Genomic DNA, 14,757 nt, shown 5'->3' on the forward strand with positions numbered 1-14,757 from the left:
CGATGCAGTTGATCCCATGCCCGTGGTGCGGGCCGCGTGAAGAGGCCGAGTTCCACTACGGCGGCCAAGCCCACGTCGCCTACCCGGAAGACCCGGCGGCACTGTCCGATGAGGACTGGGCCAAGTTCGTCTTCTTCCGCGCCAACCCGAGCGGCCCGCTCGCCGAGCGCTGGAGCCACTCCGCGGGCTGCCGCCGGTGGTTCAACGCCGTGCGCGACACCCGCACCCACGACCTCTTGGCGGTCTACCGCCTCGACGAGCCCAGGCCGGTGATCTCATGACCCGGCTGTCCGGCGTCCCGCTCAAGTTCACCTTCGACGGCCGCGAGCTGACCGGTTTCCTCGGTGACACCCTGGCTTCCGCGTTGCTGGCCAACGGTATCCACCAGGTCGCGACCAGCATCAAGTACGGACGACCGCGCGGCATCGTCGCGGCCGGCGTCGAGGATTCGAACGCGCTGGTGCAGATCGAAGCGCCGTTCCCGGAGCCGATGCTGAGCGCTACCACGGTCGAGCTGTTCGACGGCCTGGTCGCGCGCGGTCTGTCCGGGCAAGGCCGGCTGGCCGCCGAGCCCGATCCGGCGCGCTACGACGCCAAGCACGTCCACTGCGACGTCCTGGTCGTCGGCGCCGGACCCGCCGGGCGCGCCGCCGCGGCCGAAGCCGAGGGCCGCGTGCTGCTGGTCGACGACCAGCCCGACGGCGAGGCCCCGGAAGGTGTCCGGTTCCTCTCGCGGACCACGGCGTTCGGCATCTACGACGACGGGTTCGTGCTCGCCCTGGAACGCCGTGGCGAGCCCGCCGCGCCCGAGCGGATCTCGCGGCAGCGGGTGTGGCGGATCCGGGCTCGAAAGATCGTGCTGGCCACCGGCGCCCACGAGCGGCCGATCGTGTTCCCGGACAACGACCGTCCCGGCATCATGCTCGCCGGTGCCGCGCGCACGTACCTGAACCGCTACGGCGTCCTGGCCGGGCGGCGGGTGGTCGTGTTCACCACCAACGACAGCGCGTACGACGCCGCCTCCGAACTGGCCGGCGCCGGCGCCGAGATCGTGCGGATCGTCGACGCTCGCGAGGGCTACGGCGTCATCGGCACCGATGGCGACACGCACATCACCGCCGCCCACGTGGCGAAACTGGGGTCGCTGGAGGGGGAGCGGGTGCCGTGCGACCTGCTGCTCGTGTCCGGCGGCTGGAACCCGGCGGTGCACTTGTACAGCCAGGCTCGGGGCACCCTGCGATACTCGCCGGAACTCGGTGCGTACGTCCCGGCCGGCGACCTCCCGACCGTGAGCGTCGTCGGCGCCGCCGCCGGGGAAGGACTGCCGGAGGCGAAGATCCTCTGGCAGGTGCCCGCGCCGGAGTCCGAAGTGGACACCCGGTTCGTCGACCAGCAGCGGGACGCGACCGTCTCGGACGTCCTGCGTGCCACCGGCGCCGGCCTGCGCTCGCTGGAGCACATCAAGCGCTACACCACCATCGGCACCGCGCACGACCAGGGCAAGACTTCCGGCATGCTCGCCGCCGGCATCACCGCGGAAGCCCTCGGCGTCGATCTGTCGACACAGCGGCCGACGACGTTCCGGCCGCCGTACACGCCGGTCTCGTTCGCCGCGCTGGCCGGGCGCCACCGCGGTGAGCTGCACGATCCCGTGCGCGTCACCGCGATCCACCCGTGGCACGTCGAGCACGGCGCCGAGTTCGAGAACGTCGGCCAGTGGAAACGGCCGTGGTACTACCCGCGACCCGGCGAGTCCATGCACGCCGCCGTCCTGCGCGAATGCCGCGCGGCGCGCAACGACGTCGCCGTCATGGACGGGTCCACCCTCGGCAAGATCGACGTCCAAGGTCCGGACGCCGGCTGGTTCCTCGACATGCTCTACACGAACATGATGAGCAACCTCAAAGTCGGCCGGATCCGCTACGGCGTCATGTGCGGCGTCGACGGCATGGTGATCGACGACGGCACGGTCATCCGTGTCGCCGAGGACCGGTTCCTCGTCACGACCACGACCGGCAACGCGGCGATGGTCCTCGAGTGGATGGAGGAGTGGCTCCAGACGGAATGGCCGCACCTCAACGTCTTCGCGACGTCCGTCACCGAGCACTGGGCGACGATCCCGCTGGTCGGCCCCCGCTCGCGGGAAGTCCTCGGCCGCTTGGCGCCGGACCTTGACGTCAGCAACGACGCCTTCGGGTTCATGACCTGGCACGACGCCGAGGTTGCCGGGATCGCAGCCCGCGTCTGCCGGATCAGCTTCTCCGGCGAGCTGGCCTACGAGATCAACGTCCCGTCGTGGTACGGGCTCGCGCTCTGGGAGTCCATAGTGGACGAGGGCGCCACGCCGTACGGTACCGAGACCATGCACGTCCTGCGTGCGGAGAAGGGCTACCCGATCATCGGCCAGGACACCGACGGCACGGTGACCCCGCAGGACCTCGGCATGTCGTGGGCGGTGTCGAAGAAGAAGGTGGACTTCCTCGGCAAACGGTCCTTCGCCCGCGCCGAAAACAACCGCCCGGACCGCAAGCAGCTGGTCGGCCTGCTGCCGGTCGATCCGTCGGTGCTGCTGCCGGAAGGCTCGCAGATCATCGAATCCGAGACGGTGCCCGAACCTCCCGTGCGGATGCTCGGCCACGTCACCTCCAGCTACGACAGCGCCGCGCTCGGCCGGACGTTCGCGCTGGCTCTGGTGCGCTCTGGACGTGAGCGCGTCGGCGAGACGCTGTACGTCCCGGTCGGCGACCAGGTGGTGCCGGTGACCGTGACCGAATCCGTGCTCTTCGACAAGGAAGGAGCCCGCCGTGACGGTTGACGCGGTCGAAGAACCGTTCCGCACCCAGCTCACCGTGCGCCTCCGGGATGGGCACGCCCTCCTCGGCGTCGACCTGCCCGCGCCGTGCACCTTCACCAGCGGCAACGACATCGACATCCTCTGGATGGGCCCCGACGAATACCTCCTGCTGGGACCGGCACTTTCACGTGAAAGTGCCGACCTGGAAGCGGCACTTTCACGTGAAAGTGCCGCTTTGGCGGTGGTCGACGTTTCGTGCCAGCGGGTGACCGTGCAGCTTCGCGGGGAGCACGCGGCCGACGTTCTGGCCCACGGGTGCTCGATCGACCTCGATCCGTCGGTGTCGCCGCCCGGCACCTGCGTGCAGACTTTGTTGGCCCGCACCGGGATCGTGCTCATGGTCCGGGAAGAGGGCTTCACCATCCTTGTGCGGCAGTCGTTCGCCGATTACTTCAAGGCCTGGCTGGCCGACGCGAGTCTGGAGTACGTCTCGTGACCTTCACCTTGACCCTCAAGTGCCCCGAACGCTCGGGCATCGTGCACGCCGTCACGGCGTTCCTCGTCGGGCAGGGCTGCGACATCGTCGAGCACCAGCAGTTCGACGACGACGTCCGCGGCTCGCTGTTCCTGCGCACGTCGTTCACCTGCGCCGGAGCGGCCACAGTGGACGACCTGACGCGGGTGTTCGCGCCGGTGGCCGGGGACTTCGGGATGGAGTTCGGGTTCTCCGACGGGACGCCACCGCGGATCCTGGTGATGGTGTCGAAGTTCGGGCACTGCCTCAACGACCTGCTCTTCCGCTGGCGCGCGGGCGGGCTCGGCGCCGAGATCGCGGTGGTCGTCTCGAACCATGAGGACCTGCGGCCGATGGCCGAGGCGGCCGGCGTCCCGTTCGTGCACGTCCCGGTCACGTCCGAGACCAAGCCGGAGGCCGAGCAGCGGCTGCTCGACCTGGTCGGGGAGTACGAAGTGGACTTGATCGTGCTCGCGCGGTACATGCAGGTGCTGTCCAACGAGCTGTGCCAGAAGCTCGAAGGCCGCGCGATCAACATCCACCACTCGTTCCTGCCCGGGTTCAAGGGCGCCAAGCCCTACCACCAGGCCTACGACCGGGGCGTCAAGTACGTCGGCGCGACCGCGCACTACGTCACGCCCGACCTCGACGAGGGCCCGATCATCGAGCAGGAGGTCGCGCGCGTCGACCACACCTACTCGCCGCGCGAGCTGGTGACCGTCGGCCGCGACGCCGAGGCCCTCGCCCTCTCCCGTGCGGTGCGCTGGCACTGCGAACGCCGCGTCTTGCTCAACGGCAACAGCACCGTCGTCTTCCGCTAGAAGGAGTTCCGCCATGACCGCACCGAAAGTCGTGATCATCGGCGCCGGCATCGTCGGCGCGAACCTGGCCGACGAGCTGACCGCGCGCGGCTGGGCCGACGTCACCGTGCTCGACCAGGGCCCGCTGCCGCGCACCGGCGGGTCGACGTCGCACGCGCCCGGCCTGGTGTTCCAGACGAACGCGTCCAAGACGATGACGGAGTTCGCGAAGTACACCGTCTCGAAGTTCCTCGACCTGGACTGCTTCAACCAGGTCGGCGGGATGGAGGTCGCGACGACCCCGCCGCGCTGGGAGGACCTCAGGCGCAAGCACGGCTGGGCGCAGTCGTGGGGCGTTCCCGGCTCGCTGATCGAAGCCGAGGAGTGCGTCAGCCGCTGGCCGCTGCTGGACGGCTCGAAGGTCTTCGGCGCGCTGCACACCCCGACCGACGGGCTGGCACTGGCCGCGAAAGCGGTCGGAGTCCTCGCCGAACGGGCTACTGCGCGGGGTGCTCGTTTCGTCGGGTCCACCAAGGTCACCGACGTGCTGCAGGAAGGCGGGCGCGTCACCGGTGTCCGGACCGACCAGGGGGACTTCCCGGCGGACGTCGTCGTGTCGTGCGCCGGGTTCTGGGGCCGTGAGATCGGTGCCATGGTGGGCATGGACGTGCCGCTGCTGCCGCTCGCGCACCAGTACGTCAAGACCGGGCGGGTCGACGAGCTGGTCGGGCGCAACACCGAAGAGGTCGAAGCGAGCTTGCCGATCCTGCGTCACCAGGACCAGGACCTGTACTTCCGCGAGCACGTCGACCGGATCGGCATCGGCTCCTACGCGCACCGGCCGATGCCGGTCGAGGAGTCCACATTGGACCCGTCGGTGACCGAGACGGCCATGCCGTCGATGCTGCCCTTCACCGAAGACGACTTCGCGCCGTCGTGGGAGGAGAGCAAGCTGCTCCTGCCCGCGCTGCGGCAGACCAAGGTCGAGGAGGGCTTCAACGGCATCTTCTCGTTCACCCCGGACGGCCAGTCGCTGGTCGGCGAGTCCGCCGACGTCCGCGGGTTCTGGCTCGCCGAGGCGGTGTGGGTGACGCACTCCGCGGGCATCGCCAAGGCCGTTGCCGAGCTGCTGGTCGACGGGCATTCCGAGACGGACTTGCACGAGGTCGACGTCCACCGCTTCGAGGACGTCCAGCTCGCGCCGACCTACGTGAGCGAGACTTCGCAGCAGAACTTCGTCGAGGTCTACGACATCCTGCACCCGTTGCAGCCCAAGCTTTCCCCGCGCGACCTGCGCGTGACGCCTTTCCACGTCCGGCAACGCGAGCTGGGTGCGGTGTTCCTGGAGGCGGGCGGCTGGGAGCGGCCGCACTGGTTCGAGGCCAACGCGCCGCTGCTGAAGAAGCTGCCGCACGACGCGCTCCCGCCGGCGCGGGACGCGTGGTCGGCGCAGTTCCACTCGCCGATCGCGGCGGCCGAGGCGTGGCAGACGCGCAACGCCGTGGCCATGTACGACATGACACCGTTGAAGCGTGTGGAGATCAGCGGGCCCGGATCGCTGGAGTTCCTGCAGTCGCTGACGACCAACCAGCTCGACAAGTCCGTCGGCTCGGTCACCTACACGCTGATGCTCGACAACGCGGGCGGGGTGCGCAGTGACGTCACGGTGGCCCGGCTCGGGCCGGAGCTGTTCCAGGTCGGCATCAACGGCAACATCGACGTCGACCACTTCGTGAAGCACGCGCCGTCCGGTGTGCAGGTCCGCGACACCACCGGGGGGACGTGCTGCATCGGCGTCTGGGGACCGCTCGCACGCGACCTCGTGCAGCCGCTGAGCCGGGAAGACTTCTCGCACACCGGGTTGAAGTACTTCCGGGCGCGCAAGGCCCGGATCGCCGGTGTACCGGTCGTCGCGATGCGACTGTCCTATGTGGGCGAACTCGGCTGGGAGATCTACACGAGCGCGGACAACGGCCTGCGGCTGTGGGACGCGTTGTGGGCGGCGGGGCAGCCGTTCGGTGTCATCGCGGCGGGCCGAGCGGCCTTCAACAGCTTGCGGCTGGAGAAGGGCTACCGGCTCTGGGGCACCGACATGACGACCGAACACGACCCGTACGAAGCCGGGGTCGGGTTCGCGGTGCGGCCGGCCAAGGGCGACTTCCTCGGGCGGGCGGCGATCGACGGCCGGAGCGAGGACACGGCGTCGCGGCGGCTGCGGTGCCTGACGATCGACGACGGCCGCACGGTCGTGCTGGGCAAGGAACCGGTGTTCGTCGACGGCGTCGCCTCGGGCTACGTCACGAGCGCGGCGTACGGCTACACGATCGGCCGGCCGATCGCGTACGCCTGGCTCCCGGCGTCGGCGGACGTCGGCAGCGGGGTCGAGATCGAGTACTTCGGCCGCCGGGTCGCGGCCACCGTGGCCGCCGAGCCACTGGTCGACCCCGGCATGGAACGGATCCGGCGGTAGTTTCGGGAAGGCACAGCATGCGTGACCAGATCATGAGCGACTTCCTCAAGACCCTCGCCTCCGACGCCTCCCCGGGCGGCGGCGCGACGGCGGCGCTGCACGTCGCCCAGGCCGCGGCGCTGGTCGCCAAGGCGTCGCCCGATGGACGTGCGGCCAGGGCGTTGAGCATGTACGCGCTGCGGCTGGCGGAGAAGGAGGCGCACGCGGCGGCGACCCTCGCCCGGGCGCGCCGGCTGCCGCTTGGTGAGGCGCGGGAACTCGCGGTGGCCGAAGCGCGCCGGCGCGCCTGCGAACCGGCAGCGGAGGTGATCGCCGCCGCGGCGGCCGTGCTGGACCTGGCGGACCGCGTCCCGCTGGACTCCCTGGTGGGCACCGACCTGGCGGCGGTGGCGGAGGCGGCGAGGGCAGCGGCGACGACGGCCGGGGTGAGCATCGAGATCCACTCCGGCGCGGCCGCTTCACCCGAGGTGACCGCGGTGGGTGAGCACGCGGACCGCTTGACGGCCGCGGCCCGGGAGGTGGTGGTCCCGGCGTAAACGTCGATCACCGCGGGTACATCCACAGCAAGTCCATAAAGCCGGGCAAGGAAATTCTCAGGAACGCGGAGTTTCCTGGAGCGGCCGGAGGCTTGTCGAGGGCTGGAGCTGTGCATGAGCGAGTACGACCGAGGACCGCGAGGCGGCGGCGAGTACCCGTACGGCTACGGCCAGGGCGAATACCCGCAGGGTCAGGGCTACTACGACCAGCAGCAGCCCTACGGTCAGCAGTCCTACGACCAGCAGTACTACGGGCAGCAGCCTCACGACCAGCAGGCCTACGGTCAGCAGCCCTACGGCCAGGCCCGTGACCAGTGGGGACGCCCGTACCCGCCGCAGTACACCCAGCCGATCGGCCATGAAGGTGCCCCTCATGGCTACGGCTACCCGCCGCCCGTTCCGGCGCCCCCGCGCAGGCGGCCGCTGCGGACGCTGATCGTCACCGTCGTCGCGGTCGCCCTGGCCGTGGTCGCCGGGCTCGGCATCGGGCACTTCATCTCGGCCTCGAACAGCCCCAGCGCGAGCGGCAACCAGAACTTCGGCTTCTCCGGGCAGCCCAGCGCGTCGGCGACGGCCTTGGACGCCGACGCCGTGGCCGCGAAGGTCAACCCGGCCATCGTCAACATCAACACCGAGCTCGGCCTGCAGGGCGCGGCCGCGGCGGGCACCGGCATCGTGCTCACCGCGGACGGCGAGGTGCTCACGAACAACCACGTCGTCGCCGGCGCGACCAGCATCAAGGTCACCAGCATCGGCACCGGGGACACCTACCAGGCGCACGTCGTGGGCTACGACCGCAGCGAGGACGTCGCGGTGATCCAGCTCGAAGACGCGTCCGGCCTGCCCACCGCGAGCATCGGCGACTCCTCGACGGTCAAGGTCGGCGACCAGATCCTCGGCCTCGGCAACGCGGGTGGCCGCGGCGGCGACCCTGTCCCCGCGCCCGGCACCGTAGCCGCGCTCGACCAGTCGATCACCGCGTCCGACGAGTCCAGCGGGTCGTCCGAGCAGCTCACCGGGCTGATCCAGGTCCGCGCGAACATCGAGTCCGGTGACTCCGGCGGCCCGCTCGTCAACGCGAACGCGCAGGTCATCGGCGTCGACACCGCCGCGTCCACCGGCTACCAGCTCAACGGCCGCCGCAGCGGCGCCGGTGGCCAGGGCTTCGCGATCCCGATCAACCAGGCCATCGACATCGCGCACCGGATCGTCGCGGGCACGGCGTCGGACAAGATCCACATCGGCAAGACGGCGTTCATCGGCGTCTCGGTGTCGGACGGCCAGGGCGCCCGGATCCGCGACGTCGTCGCCCGGGGGCCGGCGCAGCAGGCCGGCCTCGCGGCCGGGGACGTCATCACGGCCATCGACGGCAAGGCGGTCGACTCCGCGACGACGCTGACGAACGTGATGGACACCCACCACCCCGGCGACAAGCTGACGCTGACGGTGACCAGCGCGGCCGGTGGTCAGCAGCAGGTCCAGGTGACGGCGGCCGAGGGGCCCGTGGGCTGACGCGTCAGCGGAGCGTCTCGTTGAGCACCTCGCGGTGCGTCCGCTTCGCCGCGAGGTACTTCTCCCGGCCGGCGTCGGTGATGGTGACGAAGATGCCGCGCCGGTCCAGCTCGCACAGCGCACGCTCGACCAGGCCCTCCTTCTCGAGGCGGGCGACCAGCCGCGACGTGGCGCTCTGGCTCAGGTGGATGGCTCCGGTGAGGTCGGCCGAGCGGCACTTGAAGTCGCAGGTCGCGAGCCGCTCCAGGGCCTCGAACTCGTTCGCGCCGATCCCGTGGCGCTCCTGCAGGCGGCACTCGAGCATGGTGAACACGGCCGAGTAGCGGGCCAGCAACTCGTGCCACTCCTGGACCAGACCCTGCTCAGCGACGTCGCTCACGGCGACCAACCTAACATGCACAGACATCAGATGCAAACACATTAAATGCTTAGACATTAGATGCGTGTGCATGTACTGTCGCCGACATGAGCTCTTCCGTGTCCTTGTCCACCACCTCGACCCGGTGGGACGCACGTCTCTGGGGTGTCCTGCTCACCGTTTCGATCGTCATCGGCCTCGACGCGCTCGACGTGTCGATGGTCGGGGTCGCGCTCCCCGCCATCCAGGCGGACCTCGGCCTGTCCACCAACGCGCTGCAATGGGTCGTCAGCGGCTACGTCCTGGGCTATGGCGGGCTGCTGCTGCTCGGCGGGCGCACCGCCGACCTGCTCGGCCGCCGCCGCGTGTTCCTCGTCGCCGTCGCCGTGTTCGCGCTGGCCTCGCTGCTCGGCGGGCTCGTCGACGACGGCGCGCTGCTCATCGCGAGCCGCTTCATCAAGGGCCTAGCCGCCGCGTTCACCGCCCCGGCCGCGCTGTCCATCATCACCACGACGTTCCAGGAAGGCCCGGCCCGCAACAAGGCGATCAGCATCTTCGCCGTGTTCGGCGCGAGCGGGTACTCCGCCGGGCTCGTGTTCTCCGGCCTGCTGACCGAGGTCGGCTGGCGCTGGACGTTCCTGCTGCCCGCGCCGATCGCCCTGGTCGCCCTGGTCGCGGCGTGGAAGCTGATCCCGAGCTACGCGCGGGAAGAGGGCCGCGGCTACGACTTCCCGGGCGCGATCACCGGCGCCGCCGGTTCGCTGCTGCTCGTGTTCGGCGTCGTCGAGGCGCCGGAGGTCGGCTGGGCCGCGCCGCGCACGCTGATCACGTTCGCCGTCGCGCTCGCGTTGCTGGTGACGTTCGTGGTCATCGAGAAGCGCAGCCCCCACCCGTTGCTGCGCCTGGGGATCCTCCGCGCCGGCCCGCTGGCCCGCGCGAACCTCGGCGGCGCGCTGTTCTTCGGCGCGTACATCGGGTTCCAGTTCGTCGTGATGCTGTACCTGCAGCGGGTGCTCGGCTGGTCGGCGCTGCAGACGGCGCTCGGCTTCCTGCCGGCGGCGCTGATCGTGGCGTTCGGCTCCCCGCGCATCGAGCCGCTGATCGACCGGGTCGGCACCCCTCGCACGATCTTCGCGGGCGTCGTCGCGCACGTCCTCGGCTACGCGCTGTTCCTGCGGGTGGACGAGCACTCGGGGTACGCCGGGTACGTCCTGCCCAGCATGATCCTGCTCGGCATCGGCTTCACGCTGGCGTTCTCCTCGCTCAACATCCAGGCCACGGCCGGGATCGCGGACAGCGAGCAGGGGCTGGCGGGCGGCCTGCTGAACACGTCGCTGCAGGTGGGCGGCGCGATCGGGCTCGCGGTGGTGACGGCGGTCCTGACCGCCAACGGCGGCCGGGAAGCCTCCCCGGCGGCGCTGCTCACCGGGTTGACGCCGGCGCTGAGCGTCGTCACCGGGATCGCGGTCCTGGGGTTGCTGATCGCGATCAGCGGCCTGACCGCCCGGAAGAAGACGGCCGAGGAGCCGGTCTCGGAGCCGGAGGACCTGCTGGCCCTCGCCGACTGACCCCCACTGTCTTGAATGACTCATTCAGGTCTTCCGAAGACCTGAATGAGTCATTCAAGACGTTTGGCGCTGCGCCTCACGCCGGGACCGGCGCCGGGCGTGGGGAGTCGTCGAAGCGCAGGGCGGCCACCGCTGTGAGCGCGATCCCGGCCGCGGCCAGCAGGACCGCGGTGCGGAGACCGGTGAGCCCGTCCGTGGCCGCGTTGGCCACCGCGACGAACACCGCCAAGCCCACCGTGCCGCCGACCTGCTGGGCCGTCGACGCCACCCCGGACGCGATTCCCTGCGCCGACAGCGGAATCCCGGCCGCCGCGGCGCCGAACATCAGCGTGTAGCCCGCTCCCTGGCCCAGCCCCAGCACCACCAGCGCCGGAACCAATGCCACATAGGACGCCTCCACGGTCATCGACAGCCCGAGCAGCGCCGCGCCCGCGCCGCCGATCACCAGGCTCACCACCAGCGTCGGACGCGTGCCGTAGCGGGTGGCCAGCCGGCCCGCCGCCTGCGAACCCGCCGCGATCGCGACCATCGGCACGCCGAACGCCAGCCCGGTCGCCAGCGCGCCGTAGCCGTGCACGCCCTGGAAGTAGCCGGTGAGGAAGTACAGCAGCGTCCCGAACGTGCCCATGTAGAGGAACGTCACGACCACGCCGGTGCCGAGGTTGCGTTCCCGCAGCAGCCGGGGCGGCAGCAGCGGGTCGCGCCCCCGGCGTTCGATCACGGCGAACGCGGCCAGCAACGCCAAGCCCGCCACCGCCGCGCCGATCACCACCGGACTCCAGCCCAGCTCCGGGCCTTCGACCAGCGCGAACACCACCGACGTCGTCCCGAGCGTCGCGGTCAGCGCGCCGGCGAGGTCGAACCGGCGGCCGGGCTCTCGCGCGGGGTCGCCGGGCAAGAGCACGAAGGCCAGTACCGCGGCGGCGGCCGCCAGCGGGACGTTCACGAAGAACACCGCCGCCCAGCCGGAAACCTGCGTCAGCACACCGCCGAGCAGCGAGCCGAGGATCATCCCGCTGCCGCCCGCGGTGCCCCACACCGCGAACGCGCGGTTGCGCTCGCGGCCGGCCGCGAACAGGGTGCTGACCAGCGTCAGCGTCGCCGGGAAGAGCAGCGCCCCGCCCAAGCCCTGGCCGGCCCGGGCCGCGACGAGCGGGCCGGGGTCCCCGGCCAGCCCGCCCGCCAGCGACGAACCCGCGTAGAGCGCGCAGCCCAGCGCGAAGACCCGCCGCGGGCCGAACAGGTCGCACGCCCGCCCGCCCAGCAGGAGGAACCCGCCGAACGTCACGGCGTACGCGCTCACCACCCACTGCAGGCTCTGGGCGGAGAAGCCGAGTTCGCGGCCGATGTCCGGCAGCGCCACGTACACGATGTTGTAGTCGAGGGAAATGATCAGCTGCGCGAACGCCAGCAGCGCCAGCACCGCGCCCGGGCGGCGGGTCACCGGGCGACCCGCTCGTCCGTGCCGGGCACCTTCGCCGTGGTGATGGCGATGCGGTTCCACGTGTTGATGGTGAAGATCAGCGCGAGCAGCTGCGCGAGCTCTTCTTCGCCGAACTGGCCGGCGGCCCGGGCGTAGACGTCGTCGGGGACGCCGCCGGGGATGAGCGTGACGGCTTCGGTCAGGGCCAGCGCGGCCTGCTCCTTCTCGCTGAAGAAGTGCCCGGCTTCGTGCCACACTGCGACCATGTGCAGCCGTTCCTCGCTCTCCCCGGCCTTGCGGGCGTCGGAGGTGTGCATGTGCAGGCAGTAGGCGCAGCGGTTGAGCTGCGACGCGCGGATCTGGACCAGCTCGACCAGTGCGGGGTCGAGCCCGGCGCGGGCGGCGGCGTCGAAGCCGATCAGGGCCTTGAAGGCCTTCGGGGCGGACTTGGCGAAGTTGAGGCGGGAGTTCGTCATGACCAGAAATCTAGGGCGCGGTTGACCCCCGTGTAGGGTGCACTTCCGTGGCAGATTCGTGGGTCAATTCCGGAGTCGACCTCCACCTGGAGCTGACGGGCATCGGCGGCAAGCGGGCCGCGCTCATCACCGCGCTGCGCGACGCGGTCCGCACCGGACGGCTCGCCCCGGGCACCCGCCTCCCGCCCTACCGGGCGCTGGCCGCCGACCTGGGGCTGGCCCGCAACACCGTCGCCGACGCCTATGCCGAACTGGTCGCCGAGGGCTGGCTGACCGCCGTCCAGGGCTCCGGCACCCGCGTTGCCTCGCGGGCCGAGCCGCTCCCGGCGGCCCGGACGCCGAAGAAGGCGCCGGGGGTTCCGGCGCCGCGGTACAACCTGCGGCAGGGCCAGCCGGACGCGACGTCGTTCCCGCGTCCCGAATGGCTCGCCGCCGCGCGCCGCGCGCTGGCCGTCGCCCCGCACGACGCCTTCGGCCCCGGCGACCCGCGCGGCCGGCGCGAACTGCGGGAAGCCCTGGCGGGCTATCTCGCGCGGGCCCGCGGCGTGCGGACGTCGCCGGAGCGGATCGTCGTGTGCTCGGGGTTCGCGCACGCGCTGCGGCTGCTGTTCCCGGCGGTCCTGCGCGGCCCGCTCGCCGTCGAGGCGTACGGTCTCGCGTTCCACCGTTCGATCCTCGCCGCGGCCGGCGTCGAGACGATTCCCCTTGCCCTGGACGAAAAAGGGGCGCGCGTCGCCGAGCTGGAAGTGCCGGCGGTACTGCTGACACCCGCGCACCAGTTCCCGACCGGCGGCCCGCTCCACCACGACCGCCGCACGGCGGTGCTCGACCACGTCCGCGCGACCGGCGGCGTGCTCATCGAGGACGACTACGACGGCGAGTTCCGCTACGACCGCAAGCCGGTCGGCGCGGTCCAGGGCCTCGACCCCGAGCACGTCGTCTACATCGGCTCGGTGAGCAAGAGTCTTTCGCCGGCGTTGCGGCTCGGGTGGCTGGTGCTGCCGGAGACGCTGGTGGACGCCGTGCTGGCGGCGAAGGGCGAGCGCGAGGCTTGGGCGAGTGTGCTGGATCAGCTCACGCTGGCGGAGTTCCTGGAATCGGGCGCGTACGACAAGCACATCCGGCGCATGCGCCAGCGGTACCGCCGCCGCCGCGACGTCCTCGTCGAGGCGCTGGCCGAGCGGGCACCGCACGTGGTGCCGACGGGTATCGCCGCCGGCCTGCACGCGGTGCTGCGGTTGCCGCCCGGTAGTGAACAGTCCGCGGTGAAAGCCGCGACGTGGCAAGGGGTTGCGCTGGACGGCTTGGCGGCGTTCCGGCACCCGGGAAGCACCATGTCCACAATGGACGGTCTGGTGGTCGGGTACGCGACGCCGCCGGAACACGCTTACCCGGCGGCGATCGACGCGCTGTGCCGCGCACTCCCGCCCGTGTCATAGCAACGAGCGGGTGAGCCAGACCACTTCACCGTTGTCCTCGGTGGAAACGTGATCCCGCTCGAAGCCGAGCTTTTCGAGAACGCGGAGCGACGGGGTGTTCCCCGCGCCGACAGTCGACCAGAGCCGTTGCCGCCCGGTCGTTTTCGCGGCGTCGAGCACCGCGCCGGCGGCCTCGGTGGCGTAGCCGCGCCCGTGTGCGCGCCGGAACAACTCGTACGCGATCTCGGGCTCCTCGAGGGTGGAGCGGCCGATGATCAACCCGCAGTAGCCGATGAAGTCGCCTTCGTCCCGGCGCTGGACCGGCAGCAGGGCGATTCCGGTCTTCGCTGTCGCGGCAAGCTGCTTCGCGATGAGGGCCCGCATGTCCTCGACCTCAGGCGTCCCGTTGCCGCGCTCGGCGTGCAGGGCGCTGAGCGCGCCGGCGTCCGATTCGGCCCACGGTCGCAGGATCAGCCGCTCGGTCTCGAGGTGGAACGGCATCCGCTCGTAGCCCGGCATGCTAGGCGGGCTGCCAGAGTTCGACGCGGTTGCCTTCGGGATCGGTGACCCACCCGAACCGGCCGACACCGTCCATGTCCTGCGTCTCCTCCGCCACGTCCGCACCCTTCTCGCGGAGCTGAGCGAGCATCGCGTCGAGGTCGCGGACCCGGAAGTTGAGCATGGTCTGCTGCGAACGGGCTCCGAAGTAGTCGGTCCCGGCTTCGAACGGCGCGAACACCGTCGGCCCGGGTTCCTGCTGCCACAAGCCGTGCTCGTCGGCGCCGAGGCCGAGGGCGTCGCGGTACCAGGCTCCCAGTGCCGCCGGGTCCGCCGCGCGGATGAAGTACCCACCGATGCCGAGGACGCGTTCCATGCCGCGATCCTGCC

General features: G+C 71.0%; 14 protein-coding genes. 9 read left to right on the forward strand and 5 right to left on the reverse strand.

Annotated features, from left to right (window positions below):
* The first annotated feature begins 2 nt into the window (after nt 1-2).
* From QQ657_RS32235 to QQ657_RS32265, 7 genes are all read left to right on the forward strand, one after another.
* Nucleotides 3-281 carry a sarcosine oxidase subunit delta gene (locus QQ657_RS32235; protein WP_284746047.1) on the forward strand — a complete coding sequence of 93 codons (279 nt, stop codon included), beginning with the start codon at nt 3-5 and terminating at the stop codon, nt 279-281.
* Nucleotides 278-2,815 carry a 2Fe-2S iron-sulfur cluster-binding protein gene (locus QQ657_RS32240; RefSeq protein WP_284746048.1) on the forward strand — a complete coding sequence of 846 codons (2,538 nt, stop codon included), beginning with the start codon at nt 278-280 and terminating at the stop codon, nt 2,813-2,815. The genes QQ657_RS32235 and QQ657_RS32240 overlap by 4 nt, the downstream gene beginning before the upstream one ends.
* Nucleotides 2,805-3,290: a sarcosine oxidase subunit gamma gene (locus tag QQ657_RS32245; protein WP_284746049.1), complete on the forward strand. Its 486-nt coding sequence runs from the start codon at nt 2,805-2,807 to the stop codon at nt 3,288-3,290. Before QQ657_RS32240 ends, QQ657_RS32245 begins: the two co-directional genes overlap by 11 nt.
* Nucleotides 3,287-4,129, forward strand: a complete 843-nt coding sequence (gene purU, locus QQ657_RS32250) for a formyltetrahydrofolate deformylase (protein ID WP_284746050.1) — start codon at nt 3,287-3,289, stop codon at nt 4,127-4,129. Before QQ657_RS32245 ends, purU begins: the two co-directional genes overlap by 4 nt.
* A 13-nt stretch (nt 4,130-4,142) precedes the next feature.
* The gene (locus QQ657_RS32255) at nt 4,143-6,578 is read left to right on the forward strand and encodes a GcvT family protein (protein WP_284746051.1); all 2,436 of its coding nucleotides are present in this window, start codon (nt 4,143-4,145) and stop codon (nt 6,576-6,578) included.
* Nucleotides 6,579-6,595: 17 nt separating this feature from the next.
* Complete coding sequence (locus QQ657_RS32260; RefSeq protein WP_284746052.1) at nt 6,596-7,114, forward strand: formimidoyltetrahydrofolate cyclodeaminase; 519 nt, start codon at nt 6,596-6,598, stop codon at nt 7,112-7,114.
* 114 nt (nt 7,115-7,228) lie between these two features.
* Complete coding sequence (locus QQ657_RS32265; RefSeq protein WP_284746053.1) at nt 7,229-8,626, forward strand: S1C family serine protease; 1,398 nt, start codon at nt 7,229-7,231, stop codon at nt 8,624-8,626.
* 4 nt (nt 8,627-8,630) lie between these two features.
* Here QQ657_RS32265 and QQ657_RS32270 read toward each other — a convergent pair whose 3' ends face one another.
* Complete coding sequence (locus tag QQ657_RS32270) at nt 8,631-9,005, reverse strand: MarR family winged helix-turn-helix transcriptional regulator (protein ID WP_284746054.1); 375 nt, start codon at nt 9,003-9,005, stop codon at nt 8,631-8,633.
* Nucleotides 9,006-9,091: 86 nt separating this feature from the next.
* Between QQ657_RS32270 and QQ657_RS32275 the strand changes: the two genes are divergently transcribed.
* Nucleotides 9,092-10,552 carry an MFS transporter gene (locus QQ657_RS32275; RefSeq protein WP_284746055.1) on the forward strand — a complete coding sequence of 487 codons (1,461 nt, stop codon included), beginning with the start codon at nt 9,092-9,094 and terminating at the stop codon, nt 10,550-10,552.
* Between the two features lie 76 nt (nt 10,553-10,628).
* On the opposite strand, the gene QQ657_RS32280 is transcribed toward QQ657_RS32275, so the two are convergent.
* Both QQ657_RS32280 and QQ657_RS32285 read right to left on the reverse strand, forming a co-directional pair.
* Nucleotides 10,629-11,996, reverse strand: a complete 1,368-nt coding sequence (locus QQ657_RS32280) for an MFS transporter (protein WP_284746056.1) — start codon at nt 11,994-11,996, stop codon at nt 10,629-10,631.
* Nucleotides 11,993-12,451 (reverse strand): carboxymuconolactone decarboxylase family protein, encoded by a 459-nt coding sequence (locus QQ657_RS32285; protein WP_284746057.1) that lies wholly within the window; start codon nt 12,449-12,451, stop codon nt 11,993-11,995. Before QQ657_RS32285 ends, QQ657_RS32280 begins: the two co-directional genes overlap by 4 nt.
* A gap of 47 nt (nt 12,452-12,498) precedes the next feature.
* On the opposite strand from QQ657_RS32285, the gene pdxR reads away from it, so the two are divergent.
* Nucleotides 12,499-13,890, forward strand: coding sequence for a MocR-like pyridoxine biosynthesis transcription factor PdxR (gene pdxR / locus QQ657_RS32290; RefSeq protein ID WP_284746058.1), 1,392 nt, complete (start codon nt 12,499-12,501; stop codon nt 13,888-13,890).
* Here the strand turns inward: pdxR and QQ657_RS32295 are convergent.
* Nucleotides 13,885-14,388, reverse strand: a complete 504-nt coding sequence (locus QQ657_RS32295) for a GNAT family N-acetyltransferase (RefSeq protein WP_284746059.1) — start codon at nt 14,386-14,388, stop codon at nt 13,885-13,887. The genes pdxR and QQ657_RS32295 overlap by 6 nt on opposite strands.
* Before the next feature lies 1 nt (nt 14,389).
* Nucleotides 14,390-14,743 carry a VOC family protein gene (locus tag QQ657_RS32300; RefSeq protein WP_284746060.1) on the reverse strand — a complete coding sequence of 118 codons (354 nt, stop codon included), beginning with the start codon at nt 14,741-14,743 and terminating at the stop codon, nt 14,390-14,392.
* Between the last annotated feature and the right edge of the window lie 14 nt (nt 14,744-14,757).

The sequence above is a fragment of the Amycolatopsis ponsaeliensis genome (genome assembly GCF_030182635.1).
GTDB lineage: Bacteria > Actinomycetota > Actinomycetes > Mycobacteriales > Pseudonocardiaceae > Amycolatopsis > Amycolatopsis ponsaeliensis.

Coding starts and splice junctions, on each gene's coding strand:
- QQ657_RS32275 (WP_284746055.1), top strand. CDS start 9,092: ATGAGCTCTTCCGTGTCCTTGTCCACCACCTCGACCCGGTGGGACGCA.
- QQ657_RS32260 (WP_284746052.1), top strand. CDS start 6,596: ATGCGTGACCAGATCATGAGCGACTTCCTCAAGACCCTCGCCTCCGAC.
- QQ657_RS32235 (WP_284746047.1), top strand. CDS start 3: ATGCAGTTGATCCCATGCCCGTGGTGCGGGCCGCGTGAAGAGGCCGAG.
- QQ657_RS32240 (WP_284746048.1), top strand. CDS start 278: ATGACCCGGCTGTCCGGCGTCCCGCTCAAGTTCACCTTCGACGGCCGC.
- QQ657_RS32265 (WP_284746053.1), top strand. CDS start 7,229: ATGAGCGAGTACGACCGAGGACCGCGAGGCGGCGGCGAGTACCCGTAC.
- QQ657_RS32300 (WP_284746060.1), bottom strand. CDS start 14,743: ATGGAACGCGTCCTCGGCATCGGTGGGTACTTCATCCGCGCGGCGGAC.
- QQ657_RS32295 (WP_284746059.1), bottom strand. CDS start 14,388: ATGCCGGGCTACGAGCGGATGCCGTTCCACCTCGAGACCGAGCGGCTG.
- QQ657_RS32285 (WP_284746057.1), bottom strand. CDS start 12,451: ATGACGAACTCCCGCCTCAACTTCGCCAAGTCCGCCCCGAAGGCCTTC.
- QQ657_RS32255 (WP_284746051.1), top strand. CDS start 4,143: ATGACCGCACCGAAAGTCGTGATCATCGGCGCCGGCATCGTCGGCGCG.